At 70.1% G+C, this 25666-nt stretch carries 22 protein-coding genes; 10 read left to right on the top strand and 12 right to left on the bottom strand.

Features of this window, described 5'->3' with window-relative positions; all coding sequences use genetic code 11:
- Positions 1–85 precede the first annotated feature (85 nt).
- On the top strand, positions 86–1129 hold the full coding sequence (locus tag AL346_RS14115; protein WP_019400565.1) for a LacI family DNA-binding transcriptional regulator: 1044 nt from the start codon (positions 86–88) through the stop codon (positions 1127–1129).
- 238 nt (positions 1130–1367) lie between these two features.
- On the opposite strand, the gene AL346_RS14110 is transcribed toward AL346_RS14115, so the two are convergent.
- The gene (locus AL346_RS14110) at positions 1368–1802 is read right to left on the bottom strand and encodes a VOC family protein (protein ID WP_019401534.1); all 435 of its coding nucleotides are present in this window, start codon (positions 1800–1802) and stop codon (positions 1368–1370) included.
- A gap of 162 nt (positions 1803–1964) precedes the next feature.
- Between AL346_RS14110 and AL346_RS14105 the strand changes: the two genes are divergently transcribed.
- Entirely contained in the window at positions 1965–2417 is a 453-nt protein-coding gene (locus AL346_RS14105; protein WP_019401535.1) for a MarR family winged helix-turn-helix transcriptional regulator, read from the top strand.
- 275 nt (positions 2418–2692) lie between these two features.
- Here AL346_RS14105 and otnI read toward each other — a convergent pair whose 3' ends face one another.
- Together otnI and ltnD are read right to left on the bottom strand one after the other, a co-directional pair.
- Positions 2693–3475, bottom strand: coding sequence for a 2-oxo-tetronate isomerase (gene otnI / locus AL346_RS14100; protein ID WP_019401536.1), 783 nt, complete (start codon positions 3473–3475; stop codon positions 2693–2695).
- Between the two features lie 30 nt (positions 3476–3505).
- Positions 3506–4426, bottom strand: coding sequence for an L-threonate dehydrogenase (ltnD, locus tag AL346_RS14095; protein ID WP_019401537.1), 921 nt, complete (start codon positions 4424–4426; stop codon positions 3506–3508).
- 125 nt (positions 4427–4551) lie between these two features.
- Between ltnD and AL346_RS14090 the strand changes: the two genes are divergently transcribed.
- From AL346_RS14090 to AL346_RS14080, 3 genes are read left to right on the top strand one after another with little or no spacing between them, the layout of a single operon-like run.
- Complete coding sequence (locus AL346_RS14090) at positions 4552–5595, top strand: LacI family DNA-binding transcriptional regulator (protein WP_019401538.1); 1044 nt, start codon at positions 4552–4554, stop codon at positions 5593–5595.
- A gap of 34 nt (positions 5596–5629) precedes the next feature.
- A complete protein-coding gene (gene otnK / locus AL346_RS14085) occupies positions 5630–6919 on the top strand; it encodes a 3-oxo-tetronate kinase (protein WP_053193797.1) in 1290 nt (429 codons plus the stop codon).
- Complete coding sequence (locus tag AL346_RS14080; protein WP_019402096.1) at positions 6916–7593, top strand: aldolase; 678 nt, start codon at positions 6916–6918, stop codon at positions 7591–7593. The genes otnK and AL346_RS14080 overlap by 4 nt, the downstream gene beginning before the upstream one ends.
- A gap of 6 nt (positions 7594–7599) precedes the next feature.
- Here the strand turns inward: AL346_RS14080 and AL346_RS14075 are convergent, their stop codons facing one another.
- Complete coding sequence (locus AL346_RS14075) at positions 7600–8442, bottom strand: IclR family transcriptional regulator (protein ID WP_019402095.1); 843 nt, start codon at positions 8440–8442, stop codon at positions 7600–7602.
- A 233-nt stretch (positions 8443–8675) separates the two neighbouring features.
- Here AL346_RS14075 and AL346_RS14070 point away from each other — a divergent pair, with 233 nt between their 5' ends.
- Complete coding sequence (locus tag AL346_RS14070) at positions 8676–8993, top strand: cytochrome c (protein ID WP_019402094.1); 318 nt, start codon at positions 8676–8678, stop codon at positions 8991–8993.
- Between the two features lie 2 nt (positions 8994–8995).
- Here AL346_RS14070 and AL346_RS14065 read toward each other — a convergent pair whose 3' ends face one another.
- From AL346_RS14065 to AL346_RS14035, 7 genes are all read right to left on the bottom strand, one after another.
- On the bottom strand, positions 8996–9784 hold the full coding sequence (locus AL346_RS14065) for an enoyl-CoA hydratase-related protein (RefSeq protein ID WP_019402093.1): 789 nt from the start codon (positions 9782–9784) through the stop codon (positions 8996–8998).
- 84 nt (positions 9785–9868) lie between these two features.
- Positions 9869–10264, bottom strand: a complete 396-nt coding sequence (locus AL346_RS14060; RefSeq protein ID WP_019402092.1) for a cytochrome c family protein — start codon at positions 10262–10264, stop codon at positions 9869–9871.
- An 81-nt stretch (positions 10265–10345) separates the two neighbouring features.
- Entirely contained in the window at positions 10346–11269 is a 924-nt protein-coding gene (locus tag AL346_RS14055; protein WP_019402091.1) for a sugar kinase, read from the bottom strand.
- Positions 11270–11338: 69 nt separating this feature from the next.
- Entirely contained in the window at positions 11339–12256 is a 918-nt protein-coding gene (gene xdhC / locus AL346_RS14050; protein ID WP_019402090.1) for a xanthine dehydrogenase accessory protein XdhC, read from the bottom strand.
- Positions 12257–12262: 6 nt separating this feature from the next.
- The gene (gene xdhB, locus AL346_RS14045) at positions 12263–14566 is read right to left on the bottom strand and encodes a xanthine dehydrogenase molybdopterin binding subunit (protein WP_019402089.1); all 2304 of its coding nucleotides are present in this window, start codon (positions 14564–14566) and stop codon (positions 12263–12265) included.
- Between the two features lie 190 nt (positions 14567–14756).
- Positions 14757–16232: a xanthine dehydrogenase small subunit gene (gene xdhA / locus AL346_RS14040; RefSeq protein ID WP_019402088.1), complete on the bottom strand. Its 1476-nt coding sequence runs from the start codon at positions 16230–16232 to the stop codon at positions 14757–14759.
- Between the two features lie 411 nt (positions 16233–16643).
- The gene (locus AL346_RS14035; protein WP_019402087.1) at positions 16644–17699 is read right to left on the bottom strand and encodes an aldose epimerase family protein; all 1056 of its coding nucleotides are present in this window, start codon (positions 17697–17699) and stop codon (positions 16644–16646) included.
- Positions 17700–17890: 191 nt separating this feature from the next.
- Here AL346_RS14035 and AL346_RS25085 point away from each other — a divergent pair, with 191 nt between their 5' ends.
- Positions 17891–18046 (top strand): hypothetical protein, encoded by a 156-nt coding sequence (locus AL346_RS25085; protein WP_156332756.1) that lies wholly within the window; start codon positions 17891–17893, stop codon positions 18044–18046.
- Between the two features lie 248 nt (positions 18047–18294).
- Here the strand turns inward: AL346_RS25085 and AL346_RS14030 are convergent, their stop codons facing one another.
- The gene (locus AL346_RS14030; protein WP_019402085.1) at positions 18295–18735 is read right to left on the bottom strand and encodes a VOC family protein; all 441 of its coding nucleotides are present in this window, start codon (positions 18733–18735) and stop codon (positions 18295–18297) included.
- 76 nt (positions 18736–18811) lie between these two features.
- On the opposite strand from AL346_RS14030, the gene AL346_RS14025 reads away from it, so the two are divergent.
- From AL346_RS14025 to AL346_RS14015, 3 genes are all read left to right on the top strand, one after another.
- A complete protein-coding gene (locus tag AL346_RS14025; RefSeq protein ID WP_019402084.1) occupies positions 18812–20263 on the top strand; it encodes a cation diffusion facilitator family transporter in 1452 nt (483 codons plus the stop codon).
- Positions 20264–20286: 23 nt separating this feature from the next.
- Positions 20287–22923 (top strand): aminopeptidase N, encoded by a 2637-nt coding sequence (gene pepN, locus AL346_RS14020; RefSeq protein WP_019402083.1) that lies wholly within the window; start codon positions 20287–20289, stop codon positions 22921–22923.
- Positions 22924–23119: 196 nt separating this feature from the next.
- The gene (locus AL346_RS14015; protein WP_019402082.1) at positions 23120–25423 is read left to right on the top strand and encodes a PAS domain-containing sensor histidine kinase; all 2304 of its coding nucleotides are present in this window, start codon (positions 23120–23122) and stop codon (positions 25421–25423) included.
- The last annotated feature ends 243 nt before the right edge of the window (positions 25424–25666 follow it).

Genomic DNA, 25666 nt, shown 5'->3' with positions numbered 1-25666 from the left:
ACAAGCACATGCGCCGGCGGCCGAGAATGTGTTTGCCTTCCCCGGAAAAGGCGGACAAAAGGCAGCCAGGAGTTGAAGCGAACCCATGAACAAGCCCCTGCCGCGCATCCGGGACGTTGCCCTGGCCGCCGGCGTCTCCACCGCCACCGTCAGCCGCGCGCTGTCGCACCCCGAGCAGGTCTCCCGGGAGACGCGCGAGCGCGTCCTCGCCGCCATCGACGCCACCGGCTACACGATCAACCAGGCGGCGCGGAACCTCCGGCGCCGGCGCACGGGCGCCATCGTCGTGCTGGTGCCGAACCTCGCCAACCCGTTCTTCTCCAAGATCCTCTCGGCCATCGCCGCCGAAATCGCGCCGATCGGCTACAACGTGCTCGTCGCCGACACGGCCCCGCAGGGGCAGGAGCGCGACGACGAGCGCATGCTGGGCTATCTCAGCAACAACCGCGCCGACGGGCTCATCCTGCTCGACGGCCACCTGCCCGACGAGCTGCGGCAGGACATCGGCGGCTCTGGTTCTCTGCCGCCGCTCGTCTTCGCCTGCGAATGGATCGAGGGGCTCGCCACCCCGTCGGTGGTCATCGACAACGCCGAAGGGGCGCGCCTCGCCATCCGGCATCTCGCCGAACTGGGGCACCGGCGCATCGCGCACATCATGGGGCCGCCGACGAACGTGCTCACCATCGAGCGCCGCCGCGGGACGCTGGAGGGGCTGGCGCAGGCCGGCATCCCGGCCCGCGACGAATGGTTCCTGCCCGGCGACTTCACCATGGAGAGCGGTGCGGCCGCCGCGCACCGCTGGCTCGCCTGCGACGAGCGGCCGACGGGCGTCTTCTGCCAGAGTGACGAGATGGCCTTCGGCTTCATCTCGGAGCTGCACCGCAAGGGCCTTTCCGTGCCGCAGGACGTCTCCGTCGTCGGCTTCGACGACATCGAGACCGCATCCCGCTACGTCCCGGCGCTGACCACCGTGCACCAGCCGCGCGGCGGCATCGGCACCACGGCGGCGCGCATGCTGCTTGCCCTGATGGCGAAGGACGACGAGGCCGCGGTGACGGTGAAGACGGACGAGCGGCGGCTGCTGCCGGTCGAGCTCGTGGTCAGGGAAAGCACCCGGGCCGTGGATTGAGCCGGACGAGAGTGAGGGCAGCAACCGACGAGCGATGAGCGACCCGTCCCTCTCCCCCCGCTTGCGGCGGGGAGGGGCTAGGGGTGGGGGAAGCCTCCACATGATCGGCGAAACCCGTTGTCGTTGCTGAAAACTCCGGCCGCCCCGCCGAGCGGCACCGCCCCCCACCCTGACCCTCCCCACCACTTCGTGGGAGGGGATGGCAGTGGCGCCACGCGTCCTGGATGTCGGTAAAGCTTCAACCCGTCTGCGCGCCCGGCAGGCGATGCGCCATGCTCCAGGAATGGCCGAAGGGATCGCGGATGCGGGCGTAACGGTCGCCCCAGAAGGCATCTTCCGGCGGCATGGTGACCGTTGCCCCGGCCGCCTGCGCCTTGGCCACCACCTCGTCGCAATTGGGCACGTCGAGATGCAGCGTCACGGCCGTGCCGCCGATGACGGGCGGCGGGGCGACCTTTTCCTCGCCGCTCGCCTCGCCGCAGAACTCCGGAAAATAGTCGCAGAGATAGAGCTTGGTGCCGTGCACGAGGAGTTCCGCATGCATGAGGCGCCTGCCGTCCTCGGCCGGCATGCGCATCACCTCCTCGGCGCCGAAGGCGCGGCGGTAGAAGTCGATCGCCGCGGCGGCGCCATCGACGACGAGATGCGGAACGAGTTTCTGCTGCCGGTCCATCCTCTTCTTCTCCCTCCATCCGGTCTTTATGTCGCGCCGCGGCCGTCTTGCCGGCCCTCGGCCCGGCGGCTATGAGCCGCTTCAATCGCATTTGGGCAGGCCTGCGGCGATCTTGCCCATTGCTTTTTACGTTGATATCAACATTAATAAGTCATGTCAAAGATGGATGTGCCGGCCGAAACGATACTGCCTTTCGAGGTCACCCTGCACGTGCGCGACAACTGCCTGTGCCTGCACGTGCAGCGCGCGGCGCGCGCGCTGGCACGGCGCTTCGACGACGCTCTTCGCCCCGTGGGGCTGACGAGCGGGCAATTCTCGCTGCTGATGTCCCTCAATAGGCCCGAGCCGCCGAAGATCGGCCAGGTCTCCTCCCTGCTCGCCATGGACCGCACCACGCTGACGGCGAACCTCAAGCCGCTGGAGCGGCGCGGGTTCCTCACCGTGAGCGTCGACCCCGACGACAAGCGCAGCCGCCGCCTGAGCCTCACCGACGAGGGCCGGCGTGCGCTGGCCGCCGCCTATCCCTACTGGCAGGAGTGCCAGAAGAAGCTCGCCAGCCGCGTCTCCGGCGACGAGGCGGCGCGGCTGCTGGCGGACCTGCAGGCGCTGTCATAAGGATCGGCAGTCGGCAGTCGGCAGTCGGCAGTCGGCAGTCGGGCGGATTGCAGGCCGCTGCAACCGAGAGCAACCTCGTTTCCCGGACGCATGCAGCGAAGCGGAATGCGAGCCGGGAACCACCGCAAGGACTCGCCGAAGGCGCCGAATGGCCGCCCCGGCTCAGCACCGCAGCATTGCATGCTGCAGTGCATCCGGGGCACGAGGGCGTGCCTGCGAGTGCCACCTCTTCCGATAGCCCTCTTCCGACTGCCGACTGCCGACTGCCTACTCCCCTACTCCCGATTGCCCCGATAGACCTCGAACCAACCGAGGCCGTCCACGGTCCCGGCGCGCGGGCGGTACTCGCAGCCGACGAAGCCGGCGTAGCCGAGGCGGTCGAGCTCGGCGAAGAGGAAGGGATAGTTCAGCTCCTCCCCGTCCGGCTCGTTGCGCGAGGGCACGCTGGCGATCTGGATGTGCCCCGTCACCGGCAGGAGCGCGCGCAGCGCCATCGTGACGTCGCCGTGCATGATCTGGCGGTGGTAGATGTCGAACTGCAGCTTCAGGTTGGGCCGCCCGAGCCCCTCGATGAGGGCGACGGCGCGGCCGAAGTCGTTGAGGAAATAGCCGGGCATGTCGCGGGGATTGATGGGCTCGAGCATGAGGGCGATGCCCTGCTCGCCGAGCCGGTCGGCGGCGAAGGCGACGGCATCGCGATAGCGCGCCGCGGCGGCAGGATCGGCGGCATCGGCGAGGCCGCTCATGAGATGCAGGCGCTTCACGCCCGTCGCCGCGGCATAGCGAAGGGCGGTGTCGATCGAAGCGCGGAACTCCTCCTCCCGGCCCGCCAAGGCCGCGATGCCCCGCTCGCCCTTGCCCCAGTCGCCGGGCGGGCAGTTGAACAGGGCCTGCGTCAGGCCGTTGGCGGCCAGCGCCCGCGCGACATCCTCCGGCGCGTGCTCATAGGGAAACAGATATTCGACGGCATCGAAGCCCGCATCGGCCGCCGCCTTGAAGCGGTCGAGGAACGACCATTCGTTGAACATCATGGAGAGATTGGCGGCAAAGCGCGGCATGGCGGCCTCGTGGGTTCGCAGGTCGGAAGGTCAGGACTTCTTGGCAGGCAGCGTCACGCCCGCGGTCTGCGCATAAAAGCGGGCGACGGAGGAATCGTCGTCGCGGCCCATGCCGGCGGCCGAGGTCATGGTGAAGAGCTGCAGGGCCGTGGCCGCGACGGGCACCGGGAAATTGCTGGCCCGACTCATGTCCATGACGATGCCGAGGTCCTTGGTGAAGATGTTGACGGCCGAGAGCGGCGTGTAGTCGCCCTCGAGGATGTGCGGCACCCGGTTCTCGAACATCCAGGAATTGCCCGCCGCGCCCGTGATCACCTCATAGACCTTGCGGATGTCGAGGCCGAGCCTGGCCGCGAAGGTGATGGCCTCGCAGGCGGCGGCGATATGCACGCCGGCGAGCAGCTGGTTGACCATCTTGAAGGCGGCCGCCGTGCCGGCCTCGTCGCCGAGCTCGTGCACGGTCGCCGCCACCGCCGCGAGCGCCGGACGGGCCCTCGTCATGGCCGCGGGCGTGCCGGAGGCGAGCACCGTCAGGGCTCCTTCCGCGGCCTTCTTCGCCCCGCCGCTGATCGGCGCATCGAGATAGTGACGCCGCATCGCGGCGACGCGGGCCGCGAGGGCGCGCGCCGCCTCCGGCGCCATGGTGGCGCAGGACACGAACACCGCGCCTTCCGGCAGGGCGGCGGCGGCGCCTTCCGCGCCGAAGAGCACGTCCTCGGTCTGGGCGGCATTGACGACGACCGAGAAGAGCGCATCCGCCCCTTCCGCCGCGGCGGCCGGGGTCGCAGCGGCGCGCCCGCCGGCGGCGACGAGCCGCTCCACGGCCTCCGCTGACAGGTCGAAGCCGGCGACCTCGAAGCCAGCGCGGACGAGCGATGCGGCCATGCCGAAGCCCATGGCGCCGAGGCCGACCACGCCGACGCGCCCCTTCTTCGTTTCCTCCAGCGTCATGAGATGCCTCCCGATACGGCTTGCAGCACCCGACTTGTGCAAGCGCTGTCAACGAAGCACTATAATGGATGACAGCGCTTGCATAGATGCTATCTTGCGCCACTCCACCTGCGCCGGGGCCTGCCATGACCATCCGCCACGAGACCGCGCCGATGCCCGCCGCCCCCTTGCGCCTCGCCGAGGTGGCGGCGCGGGCCGGGGTCAGCGAGAGCACCGTCTCCCGCGTGCTGCGCAACATCGGGCCGATCGCGGAGGCAACGCGTGTCGCCGTGCTGAAGGCCGCCGAGGAGCTCGGCTATGTGCCCAACCGCCTCGCCGGGGCACTGGCCTCGACGGGCAGCGCCCTCGTCGGCGTCGTCGTGCCCTCGCTCGACAACATCGTCTTCGCCGAGGTGCTGCGCGGCGTCACCGAAAGGCTGGAGGAAGCGGGGCTGCAGGCCGTCATCGGCGTCACGGGCTACGATCTCGCGCGCGAGGAGCGCATCGTCTCGGCGCTGCTCGCCTGGCGGCCGCGCGGCATCGTCATTGCCGGGATCGACCACACGCCCCGCCTGCGCGACCTCCTCGCCGCCAACGGCACGGCCGTCGTCGAGATGATGGACATCGACGGCGCCGAGCCGGCGCTCGACCGGCGCGTCGGCCTCTCGCACGGGGCGGCGGGCGCGGCCATGGCGGCACATCTTATTGCGCGCGGCCATCGTCGTTTCGGCTATGTCGGCCACGACATCTCGCGCGACATCCGCGCGCGCAAGCGCCTCGACGGCTTTGCCGCGGAACTCGCGCGGCGCGGGGCCGCGCTCGTCGCCGAGGAGATGGTGGCCGGCCCCTCCTCCGTGACCGCCGGCCGGGCCGGGCTCGCCGCGCTCCTTGCCGCCCATCGCGACCTCGACGCCGTCTATTTCTCCAACGACGACATGGCGGTCGGCGGCTATTTCCACTGCGAGGCCAACGGCATCCGCATGCCGGACGACCTCGCCATCGCCGGCTTCAACGGCCTCGACATCGGGCAAGAGCTGCCGCGGCGGCTCACCACCGTGCGCTCGCCGCGCTACCGCATCGGCCAGCTGGCGGCCGAGCAGGTCCTGACGCGGCAGGATGCGGCGGAGGACATGGCGAAACCCGCGACCATCGATGTCGGTTTCGAGCTCATCGCCGGGGAGACGGCGTAAGCCTTACCTGCACACGACAAGAGAGGAAAAACCCATGCTTCTCGGCTGCATCGCCGACGACTTCACCGGCGCGAGCGACCTCGCCAACACGCTCGCCAAAGGCGGCATGCGCACCACGCAGTTCATCGGCGTGCCGGCGGAACCGGCGGCAGCGGACTGCGAGGCCGGCGTCGTGGCGCTGAAGAGCCGCTCCATCCCCGCCGCCACAGCCGTGGCGCAGTCACTCGCTGCGCTCAAGTGGCTGCAGCAGCAGGGCTGCCGGCAATTCCTCTTCAAATATTGCTCGACCTTCGATTCCACGCCCCAGGGCAATATCGGCCCGGTTGGCGAAGCACTCGCCGAGGCGCTCGGCACCAGGGGCGCCGTCGCCTGCCCGGCCTTTCCCACCACGGGGCGCACGATCTACCAGGGCCACCTCTTCGTGAAGGACCGGCTCCTGTCCGAATCCGGCATGGAGAAGCACCCGCTCACCCCGATGACGGACCCGGACCTCAGGCGCTTCCTCGCCCTGCAGACGAAGACGCCGGTCGGCCACGTGCCGTGGACGACCGTCGATGCCGGCCCTGACGCGGTCAAGACGGCCTTGAAGGAGGCGGCGGGGCGTGGCGAGACCCTCGTCATCGTCGATGCGATCAGCGATGCCGACCTCTTCACCATCGGCGCGGCGCTCGCCGAGGCCCCGCTCGTCACCGGCGGCTCCGGGATCGCGCTCGGCCTGCCCGAGAACTTCCGCAAGGCCGGCCTCCTCTCCGGCGAAGGCTCGGCCTTCACCCCTGTCGACGGGCCGGCCGTGGTGCTGGCGGGCAGCTGCTCGGGCGCGACGCGCGAGCAGGTGAGGCTCCATGCCGCGAAGCACCCCGGCCTCGCGCTCGAGATCGACAAGATCATGAGCGGCACGCTGACGCCGGACCAGGCCGTCTTCTTCCTGATGGAGCGCATCCGCCTCACGCCGATCTGCTATTCCACGGCCACGCCCGAGGAGGTGAAGGAAATGCAGGACCGCTACGGCCGCGAGGCGGTGGCCGAGGCGATCGAGAGCTTCTTCGGGGAACTCGCCGTCACCCTCAACAACCGCGGCGTCAACCGCATCATCGTCGCCGGAGGCGAGACCTCGGGCGCCGTCGTCAGCGCGCTCGAGATCCACCGGCTCGACATCGGCCCGGAGATCGACCCCGGCGTGCCGGCCCTGTCCGGCACGCGCAACGGGCCGCTGGCGCTGGCGCTCAAGTCCGGCAACTTCGGCGCGCCGGACTTCTTCGACAAGGCGGCGGCCGTACTCGCCGGCAAGGGCACAGAAGACAAGGGCGCGGGAGGCGCGGCATGAGCGAGGCGAAACTGCGCGAGGAGATCGTCCGCTTCGCCCGCTCGCTCTTCGAGCGCGGGCTCACCCCCGGCTCCTCCGGCAACATCTCGGTGCGGCTCGACGACGGCGGCTGGCTGGTGACGCCGACCAATGCCTCACTCGGCTTCCTCGACCCTGCCCGCATCTCGCGCCTCGACGCGGAGGGGCGCCTCGTCGGCGGCGATGCGCCGACCAAGGAGATCCCGCTGCACGCGGCGCTCTACGAGACGCGCGGCAGCGCCCGCGCCATCGTGCACCTGCACTCGACCCATTCCGTCGCCGTGTCCATGCTGCCGGAGATCGATGCCAGGAACGTGCTGCCGCCGCTCACCGCCTATTCGGTGATGCGCGTCGGCCGCACGGCGCTGGTGCCCTACTACCGCCCCGGCGACCCGGCGGTGGCGGACGCCATCCGCGGCCTTGCCGGCCGCTACAGCGCGGTGCTGCTCGCCAACCACGGCCCGGTGGTGGCGGGCGACACGCTGGAGGCGGCCGTCTACGCCACGGAGGAGCTGGAGGAGACGGCGAAGCTCCACCTGCTAACGCGCGGCCTCAACCCGCGCCTGCTCTCACCGGCGCAGGTCCGGGACCTGATCGCGCATTTCAAGCTGGAGCCGTGGCCCGAAGACGAGCACGGGCACGATCACGACCACTGACGCAAGTCAGGCCCTGCGGGCCATGCGCGTCTTCGCCTCGCGGCCGCGGCCGAAATCGGCGAGCTTCATCTCGAGGCGGCGCGCCTCCTCCTGGAGGAGCGCCGCGACCTCGGCCCGCCGGGCTTCGCCGAGACGGCTCTCGATGGCCGCGACGCTCAGGGCGCCGACGGGCTGGCCCGCGGCGTCGCGCACGGCGACGCCCATGCCCCAGGAGCCCTGCATCAGCAGGCCGGGGTTGAGCGCATAGCCGGCGGTGCGCGTCTCCGCGATGCTCGCGCGCAGCATCTCCGGCGTGAAGCGCGGATAGCGCTCGGCCATGACCGCGCTGTTGGCGGCGATGACGGCCTCGACGTCCTCATCCGGCAGCGCCGCCAGGATGGCGAGCGAGCCGGAGCCGACGCCGAGCGGGTGCCGGTCTCCGGGCATCAGCACATGGGTGCGGATGGGGAAGGCCCCCTCCTCCCGATGCAGGCAGATGGCGTAGTTCTCGCGGCGGATGGAGACGAAGGCCGTATCCTCGGTGCGGGCGGCGAGCCGCGCCACGCCTTCGAGCGACAGGCGATGCAGGCCGAAGCGCTCCTCCGCCAGGGTGCCGAGCACGTAGCTCTCGGGTCCCAAATGATAGCGCCCGCCGGTCGCCTCCTGCTCGACGAGGCCGGCGCGCATGAGCGAGAGCAGCAGGCGGCGGACGGTCGGCTTGTTGAGCCCGCTCTCGGCCACGAGATCGGCCAGACGCGCGCCCTCCCGGCGGCGGGCGCCGACCATCATGAGCAGCGCGAGCGCCCGGTCGACGCTCTGCGCCCCCTCGGCCTTGCCCCCCTCGATCCTGCCATTCGAAGCATGATCCATACTGCGGATCATCCTGCACTCCCGCCTCGCCCGCAAAGGCGATGAGATTAGCGCCTATTGCGCGCGAGACAACCGAGCATGCCTGAAGCGCGACACCTGGGGTTCACATATCGGACCGCACCATCACGCGTGGCCCGAATATCCACATCCGGTGCATGCCTTCGCCGCGACGCATCGGGGCCAAACTGGGCTACCATCGTGCGAATCGCGGCCAGGGACGGGAGCGAAGCGCGATGGATGCCCGCTGGTTGATGCTCGGCCTTGCCGCAGCGATGTTCGGGACGGCGGCCATGGCCCGCCCCGGCGACGGGGCGGCGGGCCACGCCCTGGCGCAGAAGCACTGCGGTGCATGCCATGCCCTCGACAAGACGGGCAAGAGCCCCAAGCCCGAGGCGCCGCCCTTCCGCGCGCTGCACGAGCGCTATCCGGTCGAGGGCCTGGAGGAGGCGCTCGCCGAGGGCATGGTGACCCTGCATCCCGACATGCCCGAGATCACCTTCGCGCCCGACGACATCGACGATTTCATCGCCTATCTGAAGTCGCTGGAATAGCCCTAGCGACCCGTGAAGCGGGGCGCCCGCTTGCCGATGAAGGCGCTGACGCCTTCGGCGAAATCCGCGCTCGCGGCGCAGGTCGTAAAGGCGGAGGCCTCCTCGGCGAGCTGCGCGGGCAGGTCCCTGTCGAGCGAGGTGCGCATCAGCCGCTTGATCTTGCCGTAGGCGAGCGCTGGCCCGGCTGCGAGACGGGCGGCGAGCGCCTCCGTCTCCGCCTCGAGCCGCTCGCGCGGCACGACGCGGTTGACGAGGTTGAGCCGCAGCGCCTCGGCGGCGTCGATCGTGTCGGCGAGCAGCGCCAGTTCAAGCGCCTTGCGCAGCCCGACGACGCGCGGCAGCGACCAGGTGGCTGAGCCGTCCGGGCTCGTGCCGATGCGGGCATAGGCGAGCGTGAACTGCGCGTCGTCGGCGGCGATGGCGAGATCGGCGAGCAGCGCGATGCTGAGCCCGGCGCCGGCCACCGGGCCGTGCAGGCTGGCGATGACGGGCTTGGGCATCTCGGCGAGGCGCGCCACAGCCTCATGGAACGGCTCGATCAGCCGCTGCACCAGCGCCGGCGCCTCCGGCCCCGCGGCATGGAAGCGGCCGACATCGCCGCCGGCCATGAAGCCGCGGCCCTCGCCGGAGATGACGACGACCCGCACCCGCTCGTCGCGGGCGGCCGTCTCCACCGCCGCGCGCAGGGCGGCGACCATGGCCTCGTCGAGTGCGTTGAGCACCTGCGGCCTGTTGAAGCGGATGGAGGCGATGCCCTCCGCCCGCGCGAAGATGATGGGGCTGTCGTCCACGCAGGTCCTCCCGGATCGTTCGCGGCAGAATGGCGGCTGGCGGGCGCGGGCGCAATCGCCCCGTGGCGCGAGACCCCGACGGGCCTATTCGGCCACGCGTGTGCCGTCGGCGTTGAAGGTCTTGAGATAGGCGACGAGGTCGTCGACCTCCTGCTCCTTCTTGAGGCCGGCGAAGACCATCTTCGTCCCCGGGATCCTGGCCCGCGGATCGGCGATGTATTCGCGGAAATTGGCTTCGTCCCAGACGATGCCGGACGCCTTGTTGGCCTCGGAATAGCTGTAGCCGGGCGCCGTACCCGCCGTGCGGCCGAAGAGCCCGTTCAATTCCGGCCCGACGACGTTCTTCGCCTTCTCGCCGACCTGATGGCAGGCCCGGCACTTGAGGAAGACGCGCTCGCCGGCCTTGGCGTCGCCCGCGGCGGCGGCCGGCGACAAGGTGGCGGCGAGAATGGCGATTGCGAGCAGCGACTTCAGAATCATCGAACTCCCCTTCCATCGGCAAACGGGCGCCGTTATGGCCCGAATGCCGCAAAAGGAGGCGACGACTCTTCGTCGCGGGGCTCAGCCCTCGGCCAGGAAGGCGGCGACATCGGCCGCCCGCGGCATCGGGGCGACGGCGCCGTGGCCGAGGGTGGAGAGCGCCGCGGCGGCATTGCCATAGGCGGCAGCGGCGAAGGGATCGCCCGAGCGCAGCCATTCGGCGAGGAAGCCGCCGTCGAAGGTGTCGCCCGCCCCCGTCGCGTCTACCGCTTTGACCGGCCGGCCTGCGATCATCCGCCGCTCGCCCGGCACGGCGACCATGGTGCCGTCCTTGCCGAGCGTGAGCCCGACGATGCGCGCGCCGCCCTTCAGGTAGAAGTCGCAGATGTCCTCCGGCCGGTCGAGCCCGGTGAGCTGGCGGGCATCGTCGAGACCCGGCAGGACGATGTCGGCGAGCTCCGCCGTCGCGTTGATGACGGCGCGCGCCCTGTCGAGCGGCCACAGGCGCAGGCGCAGGTTGGTGTCGTAGCTGACCGCCACGCCTTTCTCGCGCGCATGGCGCACCGCCGCGAAACAGGCGTCGCACGTCTCCACCGAGATCGCCTGGCTGATACCGGAGATGTGGAGGATGCGGCTTGAACCGATTAGATCGAGCGGCAAAAGAGAAGGGCCGACGAGGCTCGCGGCGGAGCCGGCGCGGTAGTAGCTGAACTCGTGCCCGTCCGGGCCGTAGCTGATGAAGTAGATGCCGGTGCGCTCCCCGGGCATCGTGACCACGGAGGAGCGGTCGACCCCCTCTTCATCCCACAGCTTGAGGAAGTCGCGCCCGAAGGCGTCGTCGCCCACGGCGGTGAAGACCGCGGTCTTCGCCCCGAGGCGGGCCGCCGCGATGGCGACATTCGAGGTGTCGCCGCCGAAACCGGGCAAGTAGTGCCGCCGCGAATCGTCGAGCTGGGCGAATTCCATCAGGGGTTCGCCGAATGCCAGAATGTCGAAGGCGGCCATCAGGGGTCTCCGGTTTCTCGTCGCCGGCTGTCTAGACCATGGCGCCCGAAAGTGTAAGCGGTTTTCGCCTCAGCGCACGGCCTCGCGCCGGATCAGAAGATCCGCCGCCGTTGCCGCGGCGATCACGGCCGGCGTCTTGCCCGCGATGCCGGGAATGCCGATGGGGCAGACGAGGCGGGCGATGGCGGCGTCATCGAGCCCGGCCTGGGCGAGCTGGCTGACGAAACGCGCCTTCTTGGTCGCGCTGCCGATGAGGCCGACGTAGGCGATGTCCGGGCGCCGCAGGGCCGCAGCCACGACGGCGAGGTCGAGCGCATGGTCGTGCGTCATGACGAGGACGAAGGCGCCCGCTGGCGCGGCGGCGAGCTCTTCGGCAGGATCCGAGAAGACGGCGGGCGCCGCATTGGCCGGGATGTGGGCCGGGAAGGCATCGGGGCGCGCGTCGAGCCAGCGGACGGTGAACGGCAGCGGCGCCAGCGCCAGGACGAGCGCGCGCCCGACATGGCCGGCGCCGAAGAGGAGGAGCGGCGTCGCCTCCTCCTCGTAATGCTCGCGCCAGCCGCCGGCCGGCGCTTCCTCGCCGATGTGCCGCACGATGCGCCCCGAGGCGTCGCGGGCCGCCGAGACCATGAACGATCCCTCCGTCTCCGCAGCGGCCAGGGCCGCGAGTTCATCGGCATCCTCGCGCCCGAACACCTCGACATGGACGGCGACCCGCCCGCCGCAGCACTGGCCGAGATCCGGACCGAGCGCCATGTCGAGCCGTGTCAGCGCCCGCCGGCCGGCCGCCATCGCCCGGCGCGCCTCGGCGAGCGCCTCCCATTCGAGCCGTCCGCCCCCGATCGTGCCGTGAAAGGCGCCGTCGGGCCGCATGACCATGCGGGCGCCGGCCTCGCGCGGGGCAGAGCCCTTCACTTCGGCAAGGGTGACGAGCGCGCCGCCGCCGTGGTCGCTCACGAAATCCCGCAATGTCCGCCAGATGGGCATCTCGCCTCACAGCGCGCCGACGATGGCACGCAACACGGCCTCCGGCGTCGCCGGCGCGTCGAGGGGCGCGAGGCCGTCGCCGCGCGCGGCGCGCACTGCATCGGATATGGCGCAGAAAACGGAATTTGCCAGCATCAGGGGCGGCTCGCCCACCGCCTTGGAGCGGTAGATGGTCGCCTGGCGATTGGCGCTCGGGAAGAGCGTGACGCGGAAATCGGCCGGCACGTCCGAGGCGACGGGGATCTTGTAGGTGGAGGGCGCATGGGTGGCGAGGCGGCCCTTGCCGTCGAACACCAGTTCCTCGGTGGTCAGCCAGCCCATGCCCTGGACGAAGCCGCCCTCGATCTGGCCGATGTCGATGGCCGGGTTCAGGGAGCGGCCGACGTCGTGCAGGATGTCCACGCGGTCGAGCCTGTACTCGCCGGTCATGGTGTCGATGGTCACTTCGGCACAGGCGGCGCCATAGGCGAAGTAGAAGAAGGGCTGTCCCCGCCCCGCCGCCCGGTCCCAGTGGATCTTGGGCGTGCGGTAGAAGCCGGTGGCGGAGAGCTGGACGCGGGCCTGATAGGCCTTCTTCACCAGCTCCGCGAAGGCGAGGCTCTCGTTGCCGAAGAAGACACGGTCGTCGCGGAACTCGATCTCGCCCTCGGCGACATCGAAGGTCTCGCAGAGGAAATCGACGAGGCGCTGGCGGATGGTGCCGGCGGCGATGCGGGCCGCCATGCCGTTGAGGTCGGAGCCCGAGGAGGCGGCCGTCGGCGAGGTATTGGGCACCTTGGCCGTCGTCGTCGCCGTGATACGCACCCGCTCGATGCCGACGCCGAACTCCTCCGCCACCACCTGCGCCACCTTGATGAAGAGCCCCTGCCCCATCTCGGTGCCGCCGTGGTTGAGGTGGATCGAGCCGTCCTGATAGACGTGCACGAGCGCGCCGGCCTGGTTGAGATGGGTGAGCGTGAAGCTGATGCCGAACTTCACCGGCGTCAGCGCAACACCCTTCTTCAGCACCGGCGAACGGGCGTTGAAGGCCGCGATTGCCTCGCGGCGGGCGCGGTAATCGCAGTCGGCCTCGAGCTGCTCGACGAGGGCGGCGAGCACGTCCGTATCCTCGACGCTCTGGCCATAGGGCGTCTCGTCCCGGCCGGGCGCGTAGAAGTTCGCCTTGCGCACGTCGAGCGGGTCGCGCCCGAGGCGGGCGGCGATCTCGTCCATGACGCGCTCGGCCGCGAGCATGCCCTGCGGGCCGCCGAAGCCGCGGAAGGCGGTGTTGGAGACCGTGTTGGTCTTCAGCCGCCGCGTGGCGATGCGCGCCGCCGGCAGAAAATAGGCGTTGTCGGCATGGAACATGGTGCGGTCGACGACGCCCTGGCTGAGATCGGCCGAGCAGCCGCAGCGGGCGTTGAACATCACGTCGTAGGCCGCGATGCGCCCGTCGTCGTCGAAGCCGACGCGCCAGTCGGCCCGCATGTCGTGGCGCTTGCCGGTCACTGCCATGTCGTCGTCGCGGTCGAGCCGCAGCTTGCACGGGCGGCCGGTGGCGCGGGCGGCGAGCGCGGCGATCACCGCCCATTGCGTCGCCTGCGTCTCCTTGCCGCCGAAGCCGCCGCCCATGCGCCTGACCTCGCAGGTGACGAAGGCATCGGGGATGGCGAGCGCGCGCGCCACGATGTGCTGCACCTCGCTTGGATGCTGGGTGGAGGAATGGACGAGCATGTCGCCGTCCTCCCCCGGCACGGCGAGCGCGGCCTGGCCCTCGAGATAGAAATGCTCCTGCCCGCCGATGCGCAGCACGCCCTCGAGGCGATGGGGGGCGCCGGCGAGCGCCGCCTCCACGTCGCCGCGGCCGAAGGCATAGTCCGGCAGCACCGTCTCGCCGCGCGCCAGCGCATCCTCCACCGTGAGGCTCGGCGCCTCCTCCGCGATGTCGAAGGCGGCGAGCCGCGCGGCCCGCCTGGCCGCGTCGCGCGTCGTCGCCACCACGGCGAAAACCGGCTGGCCGTGGAAGAGCACCTCCCCCGCGGCGAAGACCGGCTCGTCGGCATTGGCCGGCGAGATGTCGTTGCGGCCCGGCACGTCGGCGGCCGTCAGCACGGCGACGACGCCGGGGGCGGCGCGCACGGCGGCAAGATCGAGTCCCGCGAGCCGCCCGCGCGCGGCCGGGCTGAGGCCGAGCGCGACGTGCAGGGTGCCGTCCGGCTCGCGGATATCGTCGATATAGAGCGCCGCGCCCGAAACGTGGCGGATGCCGGAATCGTGCGGCAGGGGGCGATGGACGTGGCGGAGTGCCGGTCCATCGGGAGCGCCGTTCATCCCGGAGAGTGCCGCATGATCCTCCCCCGCAGGGAGAGGTGGCGGCCGCAGGCCGACGGAGGGGGCCTGCGCGACCGCCGCTGGGAGCGCCCCACCCGTCTCGCGCCTGCGGCGCGATCCACCCTCCCCTGAAGGGGAGGGATCAGATGCGCCCAACCTGCTTCCAGGCACCCGGAGATCGCCCGACCCTTCATTCTGCCGCATGACGGACCTCCCGATGGGCGATGAGGCGCGTTGCGGCATCGTCGCCCGTGGCGATCTCCATCAGCGCCTTCATGAGGAGATTGCCGGCGACGCGGCGGCGATAGGCGGCGGAGGCGCGGTGATCGGTCAGGGGGGCGAAGTCGGCGTCGAGCGCGGCAACCGCCCGCTCGGCGGCGGCGCGATCGTCAATGGCCGCGCCGGTGAGCGCCGCCTCGGCGGCCCGCGCCCGCTTGGGGATGCCGGCCATGCCGCCATAGGCGATGCGCGCCTCGCGCACCGTCCCGTCGTCGGCCGTGTCGAGGCAGTAGGCGCCCATGACGGCGGAGATGTCCTCGTCGAAGCGCTTGGTCACCTTGAAGGCCCGGACGTGCCGGCCGGCGGGCTTCCTCACAGTGACCCCCGTGACGAACTCGCCCGGCTGCCGGTCCTGCTTGCGGTAATCGAGGAAGAAGTCTTCGAGCGGCAGGCTGCGATGGTCATCACCGCGGCGCAGGTGAAGGGTCGCGCCGAGGGCGATGAGGGCCGGCGCGAGGTCGCCGATGGGCGAGCCGTTGGCGATATTGCCGCCGACCGTGCCGGAGGCGCGCACCTGCTGCGAGCCGAAGCGGCGCATCAGCTCGTCGAGGTCTGGATCGAGCGCGCCGAGCGCCTCGCGCGCCCGCACCAGCGTCGCGGCGGCGCCGAGCGTCAACGTCTCACCGTCCTCCGCGACCGCATCGAGCCCGGCGACGCGGCCGAGCCAGATGATCTTCGGCAGGTCGGCGAGGACCTTGGTCACCCACAGGCCGACATCGGTGGCGCCGGCGACGAGCGTCGCATCCGGGTGGTCGAGATAAAGCCGGGCCAGGCCCTCCATGCTCGCCGGGGCGGCGAAGAAGGAGCGCTCGTCGCCGACGAAGACGTCCGCCTCGTCCCTGAGGGCCGCCAGCGCCTCGGCCACTTCCAGCCGCCGCTGCGCGAAAGGATCGGCCTCGATCCGGCCCAGCGCATCGAACGCCGCCTCGACGATCGGCCGATAGCCGGTGCAGCGGCAGAGATTGCCGGCGAGCGCATCCGTCACCCCCTGCCGGTCCGGCGTCTCGCCCGTCTCGTAGAGCGCGAGGAGGCTCATGACGATGCCGGGCGTGCAGAAGCCGCATTGGGAGCCGTGGCGCTCCACCATCGCCTGCTGCACGGGATGCAGGCGCCCGTCGGCGGCGAGGTCCTCGACCGTCAGCACCTCGGCGCCGTCCACCTGGCCGAGGAGGAGGATGCAGGCATTGACCGGATCCGACACGAGCCGGCCGTCGACGAGGCGGCGCAGCACGACCGTGCAGGCCCCGCAATCGCCCTCGCCGCAGCCTTCCTTGGTGCCGGTGGACCTTTCGGTCAGGCGCAGCCAGTCGAGAAGCGTGGTGCGCGGTTCGAAATTCCTGACCTCGACCGTTTCGTTCCGTCTCAGGAAACGGATTGCTCGGCGCATTTTCTGGTTCGTCCCTCTGTTTGCCCGAGTGTGCCCCATTCGGGGGGCCGCGCAACAGGGGAAAACGAGGGCAGCCGGGAGGGTTGCGCAGGCAGGCGGGCGCAAGGAGGATTCCACGCTGCTGCGAGGAGGGAGCGTCCCGGGAATGGGCCCCGGCTCAGCGCCGCATCACTGCGTGCTGCGGTGCGTCCGGGGCACGAGGGCGTTCTGTGGCAGCGGGCCGCCTTTCGAGGTGCACGCGCGCCGCACTGCACAACCTCGTTTCCCGGGCGCATGCAGCGCAAGCGGAATGCGACCCGGGAACCAGCGCACGGACTCGCCGAAGGCTCCTGAGATTGGACCCCGGATCTGCACCGCATCACTGCGTGCTGCGGCGCGTCCGGGGCACAAAGGCGTGCCAGGCCGGTCCCGTCAGCCCGCGTGGAAGCGGAATTCGCTCACCTGCCGGTAGACGTCGCCGGGGGTGAGGAGCGTCGAGGGGAAGTGCGGCACGTTGATGCTGTTGGGGAAATGCTGCGGCTCGAGGGCGAGGCCCGCGTTGGAGCCGTAGGCCGCGCCGTCGAGGCCGGGAATGCCGGAAAGGTCGATCTTGCGTCCGTCGTAGACCTGAAGGCCGGGCGCCGTCGTCCACACGTCGAGGGCGAGGTTGTTGCGCAGCGAGGCGACGAGCGCGGCATGGGCGAGCGGCAGGCCGGGAATGCCCGACGGCTCCAGCCGGTTGCGCCGCAGGACGAAGTTGATGTCGTAGTGCACCGGCGCGCCTGTCTCGGCGTCGGGAAAGCGGATGGAGCGGTTGCCGCGGAAATCGTAGGGCGTGCCCTCGACCGAGCCGATCTCGCCGGTGGCGATGAGATCGGCATCCGTCCCGGTGATGAAGTCCGCCTCGACGCGCATGCGGTGGTCGAGCACCGAGGGCGAGCCGTCGAGGTTGAAATAGGAATGGTGGGCGAGATTGACCGGCGTCGGCCGGTCGCTCGTCGCCGAGAGCTCGATGCGCAGCGTCGCCGGCTCGAGCAGGCGGTAGACGCAGGTGACCGTCACGTTGCCCGGAAAGCCGTGGTCGCCGTCGGGCGAGAGGAGCGTCAGCGTGACGCTCGAATCATCGTGGTGGGCGAGCTGCCACGGGCGCTTGCCGAAGCCCTTCGCGCCCCCGTGCAGCATGTGCCGGCCGCCCTGGTTGCGGTCGACCTCGTAGACGGTGCCGTCGATGGAGAAGCGGCCGTGGCCGATGCGGTTGGCGACCCGGCCGGCGATGGCGCCCATATGCGGGGAATGGGCGATGTAGTTGTCGAGGCTGTCGAAGCCGAGGACGACGCGCTGCAATTCGCCCGACGGCAGGGGCACCTGCATGTCCCTGAGCACGGCGCCCCATGTCAGCACCTTGGCCTGCGCCTTGCCCCTGGGGGCGCGAATGGTGATCTCGCGGACGGGCTGGCCCTCGGCCACACCGAAATCTCTGACGCTCATCGACGCTCCGTTTCTCGTGCGGCCAGTCGTCGCTTCGTTCCGGCCAGTTAACAGCATTACTCCCGCGGCCACGATCTTGCCAAATTCCGAGCCGTATCCCGATGTCCGGCCTCGCGCCTTGACCTCGCCGCCCGTCTGGGGCACGTCGCCTCGCGGAAGAGCGAAACGCAACGCATCACAAGGGGATGTCCATGCGCATCATCGTCGTCGCCGCGCTCCTCGGCCTCGTGCTCGCCGCCTGCAGCTCCTCGTCCGGCACGCGCACCCAGCCGGCCCAGGCCTATATGCCGCATCCGGCGCCGGGCCAGCTGATCGACGCCGAGAACGACCCTTACGCCGTGGAATGAGGCAGTCGGCAGTCGGCAGTCGGCAGTCGGCAGTCGGCAGTCGGCAGTCGGCAGTCGGGCTGATCTCGCACCATCGCCTTCAAGCGCAACCCCGTTTCCCGGGCGCATGCAGCGCAAGCGGAATGCGACCCGGGAACCAGCGCATGAACCGGCCGAAGGCGCCGAATGGCCGCCCCGGCTCAGCACCGCATCATTTCATGCTGCGGTGCATCCGGGGTACGAGGGCGCTCATACGACCGCCGATGGCCTCACCACGTCCCGGTGTTCTGCATCGAGGCCCAGGGTTCGGCCGGGGGCTTGGGCTGGCCCTCCTGCAGGAGCTCGATGGAGATGCCGTCCGGCGAGCGGATGAACGCCATGTGCCCGTCGCGCGGCGGGCGGTTGATGGTGACGCCCGCCTTCATCAGCCGGTCGCACAGGGCGTAGATGTCGTCGACGCGATAGGCGAGATGACCGAAGTTGCGACCGCCCTTGTAGTCCTCGGGGTCCCAGTTGTAGGTCAGCTCGATGAGCGGGGCCTGGCTCGCCGCGGCGGCCTCCCTGTCCTTCGGCGCGGCGAGGAAGACAAGGGTATAGCGCCCCTTCTCGTTCTCCACCCGCCGCACCTCGACGAGGCCGAGCTTGTTGCAATAAAAGTCCAGCGAGTCCTCGAGATTCGAGACACGCACCATCGTGTGCAGATATCGCATGGATCACCTCCCGTCTGATGCGGGAGAGGATCGTCGATGCCGCGGGCAAGTCAAACCCGCAAGCGGAATAGGTGCCATGAGCCCACCGTCCATCTCGCCGGAGCGGCAGCGCAACGAACGGCGCAAGGAGCGCGCCGCCTTCGTCTCGATCCTGGCGAGCGCCGGGCTCACCCTCGGCAAGGGGGCGGCCGGCTTCGCCACGGGCTCGCTCGCCCTCATCTCGGACGCGGCCAACAGCCTGCTCGACGTCGCGGCGACGACCATGACGTGGCTCGCCGTGCGCGCTGCGCACAAGCCGGCCGACGCGCAGCACCAGTACGGCCACGGCAAGTTCGAATCGCTTTCCGCGCTGGTGCAGACGGCCTTCCTCTTCCTCCTCTCGGGCGTCATCGCCGTCGAGGGCGTGCGGCGGCTGTCGAGCGGCGAGACGGAGATCCTCCTCTCCTGGGCGGCCGTCGGCGTGGTCGTCGGCTCGATTTTCGTCGACGCCTGGCGCTGGTGGGGGCTGACGCGCGTGGCGCGCGAGACGGGCAGCGAGGCGCTGGCGGCCGATGCGCTGCATTTCTCCTCGGATCTCGTCAATTCCGTCTTCGTGCTCGTCGCCTTCGCCGCCGCCCATTTCGGCTATCCGCAGGCGGATGCGCTCATCGCCATCGGCGTATCGTTCTTCATTGCCTTCGCCGGCTTTCGCCTTGCCCGGCGCACCATCGACACCTTGCTCGACACGGCGCCCAAGGGCCTCGCCGAGCGCGTGACGGGGCTCGCCGAGAAGGTGCCCGGCGTCGTCGGCGTGGAGCGCGTGCGCGTGCGCTCCTCCGGCTCGCAGGTCATGGGCGAGGTAGGCATCCGCGTCTCGCGCACCCTGCCGCTCGACCGCGTCACCCAGATCAAGGAGCGGGTGCGCAAGGCCATCGGCGCGGACCTGCCGGACAGCGAGTTCACCATCTCGACGACGCCGGTGCAGATCGACGACGAGACGGTGCTGGAACGCGTGATGCTCATCGCCGCGCGCCTGCGCGTGCCCGTGCACCATGTCACCGTGCAGAACCTCGCGAGCCGCCTGTCGGTGAGCTTCGACATCGAGGTCGACGCCCGCCTCACCCTCGCCCAGGCGCACGAGGTGGCGAGCCGGCTGGAGACGGCGCTCGTCGAGGAGCTCGGGCCGCAGGTGGAGGTGGAGAGCCACATCGAGCCGCTCGTCGTGCAGCATCTCGACGGGCGCGAGGCGGATGCCGAGACCGTCGCCGGCATCGCTTTGTCGCTCGCCAACCACGCGCGCGAATGCAACGGCATCACGGGCGTGCACAGCGTGCGCGTGCGCGAGACGCCGGCGGGCTTCGTCGTCAACTACCACTGCAGGCTCGATCCCGGCCTCGACATCGCGACCGTGCACGGTATGGTCGACGAACTCGACCGGCGGATGCGCACCGACCATCCCGAAATCGGCCGCATCGTCGGCCATGCCGAGCCGCGACCGGAGACAGCCGGAAGAGACATCGCGGCGGGTGGCACAACCAGCTATCGTTGAGACAGGACACGGGGAGAGCGTCGATGCGTGACGAGAGCGGGGCCGTCATCCGGCTGGAGGACTACAGGCCGACGGACTACCTGATCGACCGCGCAGAACTCGACATCCGGCTCGCCCGTCACGCCACCCGCATCCTTGCGAAGCTCCATCTGCGCGCCAACCCGGCGGGCCGGCCGGCCGCGCCCCTCGTCCTCGACGGGGACGAGCTGCGGCTCGTCTCGCTCGCCATCGACGACGTGCCGGCCGCGCCGGAGGCCTTCGAGGCCTCGCCCGAGCGCCTCGTGATCCACGCCCCGCCGGCGCAGCCGTTCACGCTGACCATCGAGACCGAGATCGATCCCACGGCCAATACCAAGCTGATGGGGCTCTATCGCTCGGGCAGCGCCTATTGCACGCAGTGCGAGGCCGAGGGCTTCCGCCGCATCACCTATTTCCTCGACCGGCCCGATGTCCTCTCCGTCTTCACGACGCGCATCGAGGCGGACCGGGATGAGGCGCCGGTGCTGCTCGGCAACGGCAATCCGATCGCGGTGGGCGATGCGGGCGGCGGCCGCCATTTCGCCATCTGGCACGATCCCTTCCCCAAGCCGTGCTATCTCTTCGCCATCGTCGGCGGGCGCCTCGACAAGGTGGCCGACCGGTTCACGACCATGTCGGGGCGCGCGGTCGAGGTCGCCGTCTATGTCGAGCCCGGCAAGGCGGAGGATGCGACCTATGCCCTCGATGCGCTGAAGCGCTCCATGGCCTGGGACGAACGCGTCTTCGGCCGCGAATACGATCTCGACGTGTTCAACGTCGTCGCCGTGTCGGACTTCAACATGGGGGCGATGGAGAACAAGGGCCTCAACATCTTCAACGACAAATACGTCCTCGCCAGCCCCGAGACGGCGACGGATGCCGACTATGCCAATATCGAGGCGATCATCGCCCATGAATATTTCCACAACTGGACGGGCAACCGCATCACCTGCCGGGACTGGTTCCAGCTCTGCCTGAAGGAGGGGCTCACCGTCTTCCGCGACCAGGAGTTCTCCGCCGACGAGCGCTCGCGCGCCGTCAAGCGCATCGCCGACGTGCGCGTGCTCCGGGCGCAGCAGTTCGCCGAGGATTCAGGCCCCCTCGCCCATCCCGTGCGGCCGCGCCAGTACCGCGAGATCAACAACTTCTACACGGCGACGGTCTACGAGAAGGGTGCGGAGGTCATCCGCATGCTCAAGACGCTGATCGGCGACGACGCGTTCCGCCGCGGCATGGACCTCTATTTCGACCGCTACGACGGCACGGCGGCGACGATCGAGGAATTCCTCGCCTGTTTCGCCGAGGCGAGCGGGCGCGATCTCGGCCACTTCGCCCAATGGTACGAGCAGGCCGGCACCCCGACCGTGAACGCCCGCGGCCACTATGACGCAGAGGCGAAGACCTATCGCCTGGCGCTGACCCAGGCGACGCCGCCGACGCCGGGCCAGCCGGAGAAATCGCCGCAGCTCATCCCGATCAGCCTCGGGCTCGTCGGCCAGAGCGGCGCGGAGATCGCGCTGTCACCCGCGGCCACGGCCGGCCACATGCCGGGCGTCTTCGTGCTCGACGGCCCGTCGGCCACACTCACCTTCACCCATGTGCCGGAGCGGCCGGTGCCGTCGCTGCTACGCGGCTTCTCCGCCCCGGTCCGGCTGGAGATCGACCTCGAGGAGGACGATCTCCTCGTCCTCTTCCGCCACGACAGCGATCCCTTCAACCAGTGGCAATCGGCCCAGACGGTCGCGACGCGGGCGATCCTGCGCGCCGTCGGCGCCGGGACGGCGCCCGTGCCCGACCGCCGCATGGCGGATGCGCTGCGCCACTTCCTCGCCATGCGCGCCGGCAGCGATCCTGCCTTCGCCGCCCAGGTGCTCGCCCTGCCGACGGAGGCCGACATCGCCCGCGAGATCGGCCACGACGTCGATCCCGATGCCGTCCACCGGGCGCGGCGGCTGGTGAAGGTGGAGATCGGCGCGGCCCTCGCCGCGGAGCTGGCGGAGCTCTACGGCAAGCTGAGCACCCCGGAGCCCTATGCCCCCGATGCGGCCGGCGCGGGCCGGCGGGCCCTGCGCAATGCCTGCCTCGATCTCTTCGCGGCCGGCCGGCCGGCCGAGGGCGAAGAGCTCGCCATGCGCCAGTTCCGCGGCGCCGACAACATGACGGACCGCTTCGCCGCGCTCGGCGTCCTGTCGCACCTGCCCGGCACGGCCCGCGAGACCGCGCTCGCCGAATTCGCGGAGCGCTTCCGCGGCAATGCCCTCGTCCTCGACAAGTGGTTCTCGCTGCAGGCCATGATCCCCGAGCCCGAGACGCTGGAGCGGGTGCGCGGCCTGATGCGCCATCCCGCCTTCTCGATGGGCAATCCCAACCGCGTGCGCTCGCTCATCGGCAGCTTCGCGATGGCCAATCTCACCCAGTTCAACCGGCCCGACGGCGCCGGCTACGACTTTCTCGCCGACACCGTCATTGCGCTCGATGCGCGCAATCCACAGGTCGCGGCCCGGCTGCTGACCGCCTTTCGCACGTGGAAGATGCTCGAGCCCACACGCAGGGCCCAGGCGGAGAAGGCGCTGCGCCGTGTCGCCGACACGCCCGGGCTCTCGCCCGACGTCGCCGACATATCGGGCCGGTCACTATCTTGACACACTAAATGTAGTTGAAAGTAGTCCAGACGACGCATCGACGGAAATGCAGCTGCACAACAAGCATTTACCGTGTCGCGTCAACCAATCATAAAGACTCTGGACAAACGGCCCCTTCAGGATTCAGATGTAAGTGATTCGGTGAGATGCGGCACGTCTTCCCGATGAGACGTTTGGACTCCGAAGGGGGCATTCAATGGCGGGCGTCGACGCGACGTACGTGCCCGCGCGCGCGGGCACGATTCTCGGGATAGCGCGCTCTATAGCACATCCCGCCTACAGACGGCTCGTTCTGGCGGAACCCTGGCTGCGCCTCGCCGTTCCGGCGCTGCTCGTCGTCTTTCTCGTCTCGCTCGTCACGGGAGCCTCGCTGCAGGCCGTCGACGCGCGCAACGAGGCGCTCAACGATGCCGCCGCCGAGATCGACACCCTTGCCTCGCTTGCCGCGCGCGTACTCGATGCGGAGATCGCCCGCGGCGACGGCCCCGCCGCGGCGCGGGACCTTGTCGCCGCCTTCGAGCGGCAGATCCCGGCGGCCATGATCGAGAATGGACGCAGCCTTCTCCTCACCGACGCGACGGGAACCCTGATTGGAGCCATCCCGGCCCAGCTCGCCACCGGCCAGCCGCTGGTCGACGTTCTCGGCTCATCCCAGCCCCTCACGACCTTCGCCGATCGGGCGGGCGTGCTGCGCCTGACGCTTGCCGGCGACACCGATGCGCTCGCCACCGTGCGCAATCTCGGTGCCGGCGGCGGCCAGCTCGCCGTGGTGCAGCCCGTCTCGGGCGCGCTCGCCCCCTGGCGGGCGCAGACCTGGGGCCAGATGACGCTGATCGCCGCCGCGGCCTTCGTGCTGCTCGCCATCTCGGCCGCCTATTTCATGCAGGCCGGCCGGGCCAAGGCCGCCGACGAGATCTGCGACAAGGTGAAGGAGCGGGTGGACGCCGCCCTCAACCGCGGCCGCTGTGGCCTGTGGGACTGGGACATCGCGCGCGGACGCATCTACTGGTCCGATTCCATGTACGCCATCCTCGGCTACCGCCGGCGCGACGAGTTCCTGTCCTTCGGCGAGGTCAACGGCCTCGTCCATCCGGACGACACGGACCTCTACGGCCTCGCCGACATGCTGGCCGCCTCGCGCACCACCGCCATCGACCACGACTTCCGCATCCGCGCCGCGAACGGCGAATGGGTGTGGATCAACGCCCGCGCCGAGATCGTCGACGGCGACCCGATCGAGGGCCCCCATCTCGTCGGCATCGCCGTCGACATCACCGAGCAGCGCCGCCTCGCCGAGCGCACCGCGACCGCCGACATGCGCCTGCGCGACGCCATCGAGACCATCTCCGAGGCCTTCGTGCTGTGGGACGCCGACAACCGGCTGGTGATGTGCAACTCCAAGTTCCAGAAGCTGCACGGCCTTCCGGCGGACGCCGCGGCCGCCGGGCGCAGCTATGCCGAGATCATGGATGCGAGCCGCCCGCCCGTCGTCACGACCCAGGCCCTGACGGGCGAGCAGGCCAATATCGGCGCGCGCAGCTTCGAGGCGCGCCTCGCCGACGGGCGCTGGCTGCAGATCAACGAGCGCCGCACGAAGGACGGCGGCTATGTCTCGGTCGGCACCGACATCACGGCCCTGAAGCGCCACGAGGAGAAGCTGCTCGATTCCGAGAAGCGGCTCATCGCGACGGTGATGGACCTCAAGCGCTCGCGCCAGAAGCTCGAGGTGCAGGCCCAGCAGCTCGCCGACCTCGCCGAGCGCTACCTCGAGCAGAAGGCCCATGCGGAGGGCGCCAACCGCGCCAAGTCCGAGTTCCTCGCCAACATGAGCCACGAGCTGCGCACGCCGCTCAACGCCATCATCGGCTTCTCCGAGATCATGGAAAGCGGCATCTTCGGCGCTCTCGGCAACGAGAAATACACCGAATACTGCCACGACATCCGCCAGAGCGGGCAATATCTGCTCGCCGTCATCAACGACATCCTCGACATGTCGCGCATCGAGGCCGGCCGCCACAAGCTGGAGAAGGAGCGCATCGCGCTCGACAAGGTGATGACGGAGGCCGTGCGCACGGTGGCGGAGGCCGCAGAGGCGAAGAACATCGTGCTCGACCTCGAGACGCTGCCAGCCCAGACGCTCGATGCCGACCCCCGCGCGCTGCGCCAGATCCTCGTCAACCTGCTGCGCAACGCGGTCAAGTTCACGCCGGAGGGCGGCCGGGTGGCGCTGCGGGCGCGCGGCGCGGCGGAGGCCGTCAACATCTATGTCGAGGACAACGGCATCGGCATCCCGACCGAGGCCATCGGCAAGCTCGGCCAGCCCTTCACCCAGGTCGAGACCGAATACAGCAAGACCTACAAGGGCTCGGGCCTCGGCCTCGCCATCGCCCGCTCGCTGACGGAGCTGCACGGGGGCGCCCTGCGCATCCGCTCGACCCCCGGCTCCGGCACCATCGTCATGGTGCACCTGCCCCAGGCGGAGCAGCGCAAGGCTGCGTGAGGCGGGGGAAGGTCGCTCGGCCCGGGGCCCGCGCCGTCTCGCCCTGCCTGTCAGGCGCCTGTCCGCTGACGGACACGGAAGGTGGAAACGGAGCGGGGAAGCCGAACGGAAAATCGCAACGCGCAACCTCTCCGCGTCATGGCCGGGCTCGTCCCGGCCATCCTACGCCTTTTGGCCTGGTACAGTCGTCCCGGCGTGGATGCCCGCGACAAGCGCGGGCATGACGCGGGGGGAGGTGGCGCC

Source organism: Chelatococcus sp. CO-6 (genome assembly GCF_001271345.1).
Classification (GTDB): domain Bacteria; phylum Pseudomonadota; class Alphaproteobacteria; order Rhizobiales; family Beijerinckiaceae; genus Chelatococcus_A; species Chelatococcus_A caeni.
The sequence above is the reverse complement of the archived record's forward strand: the minus strand, read 5'-3'. Positions and strand labels throughout refer to the sequence as shown.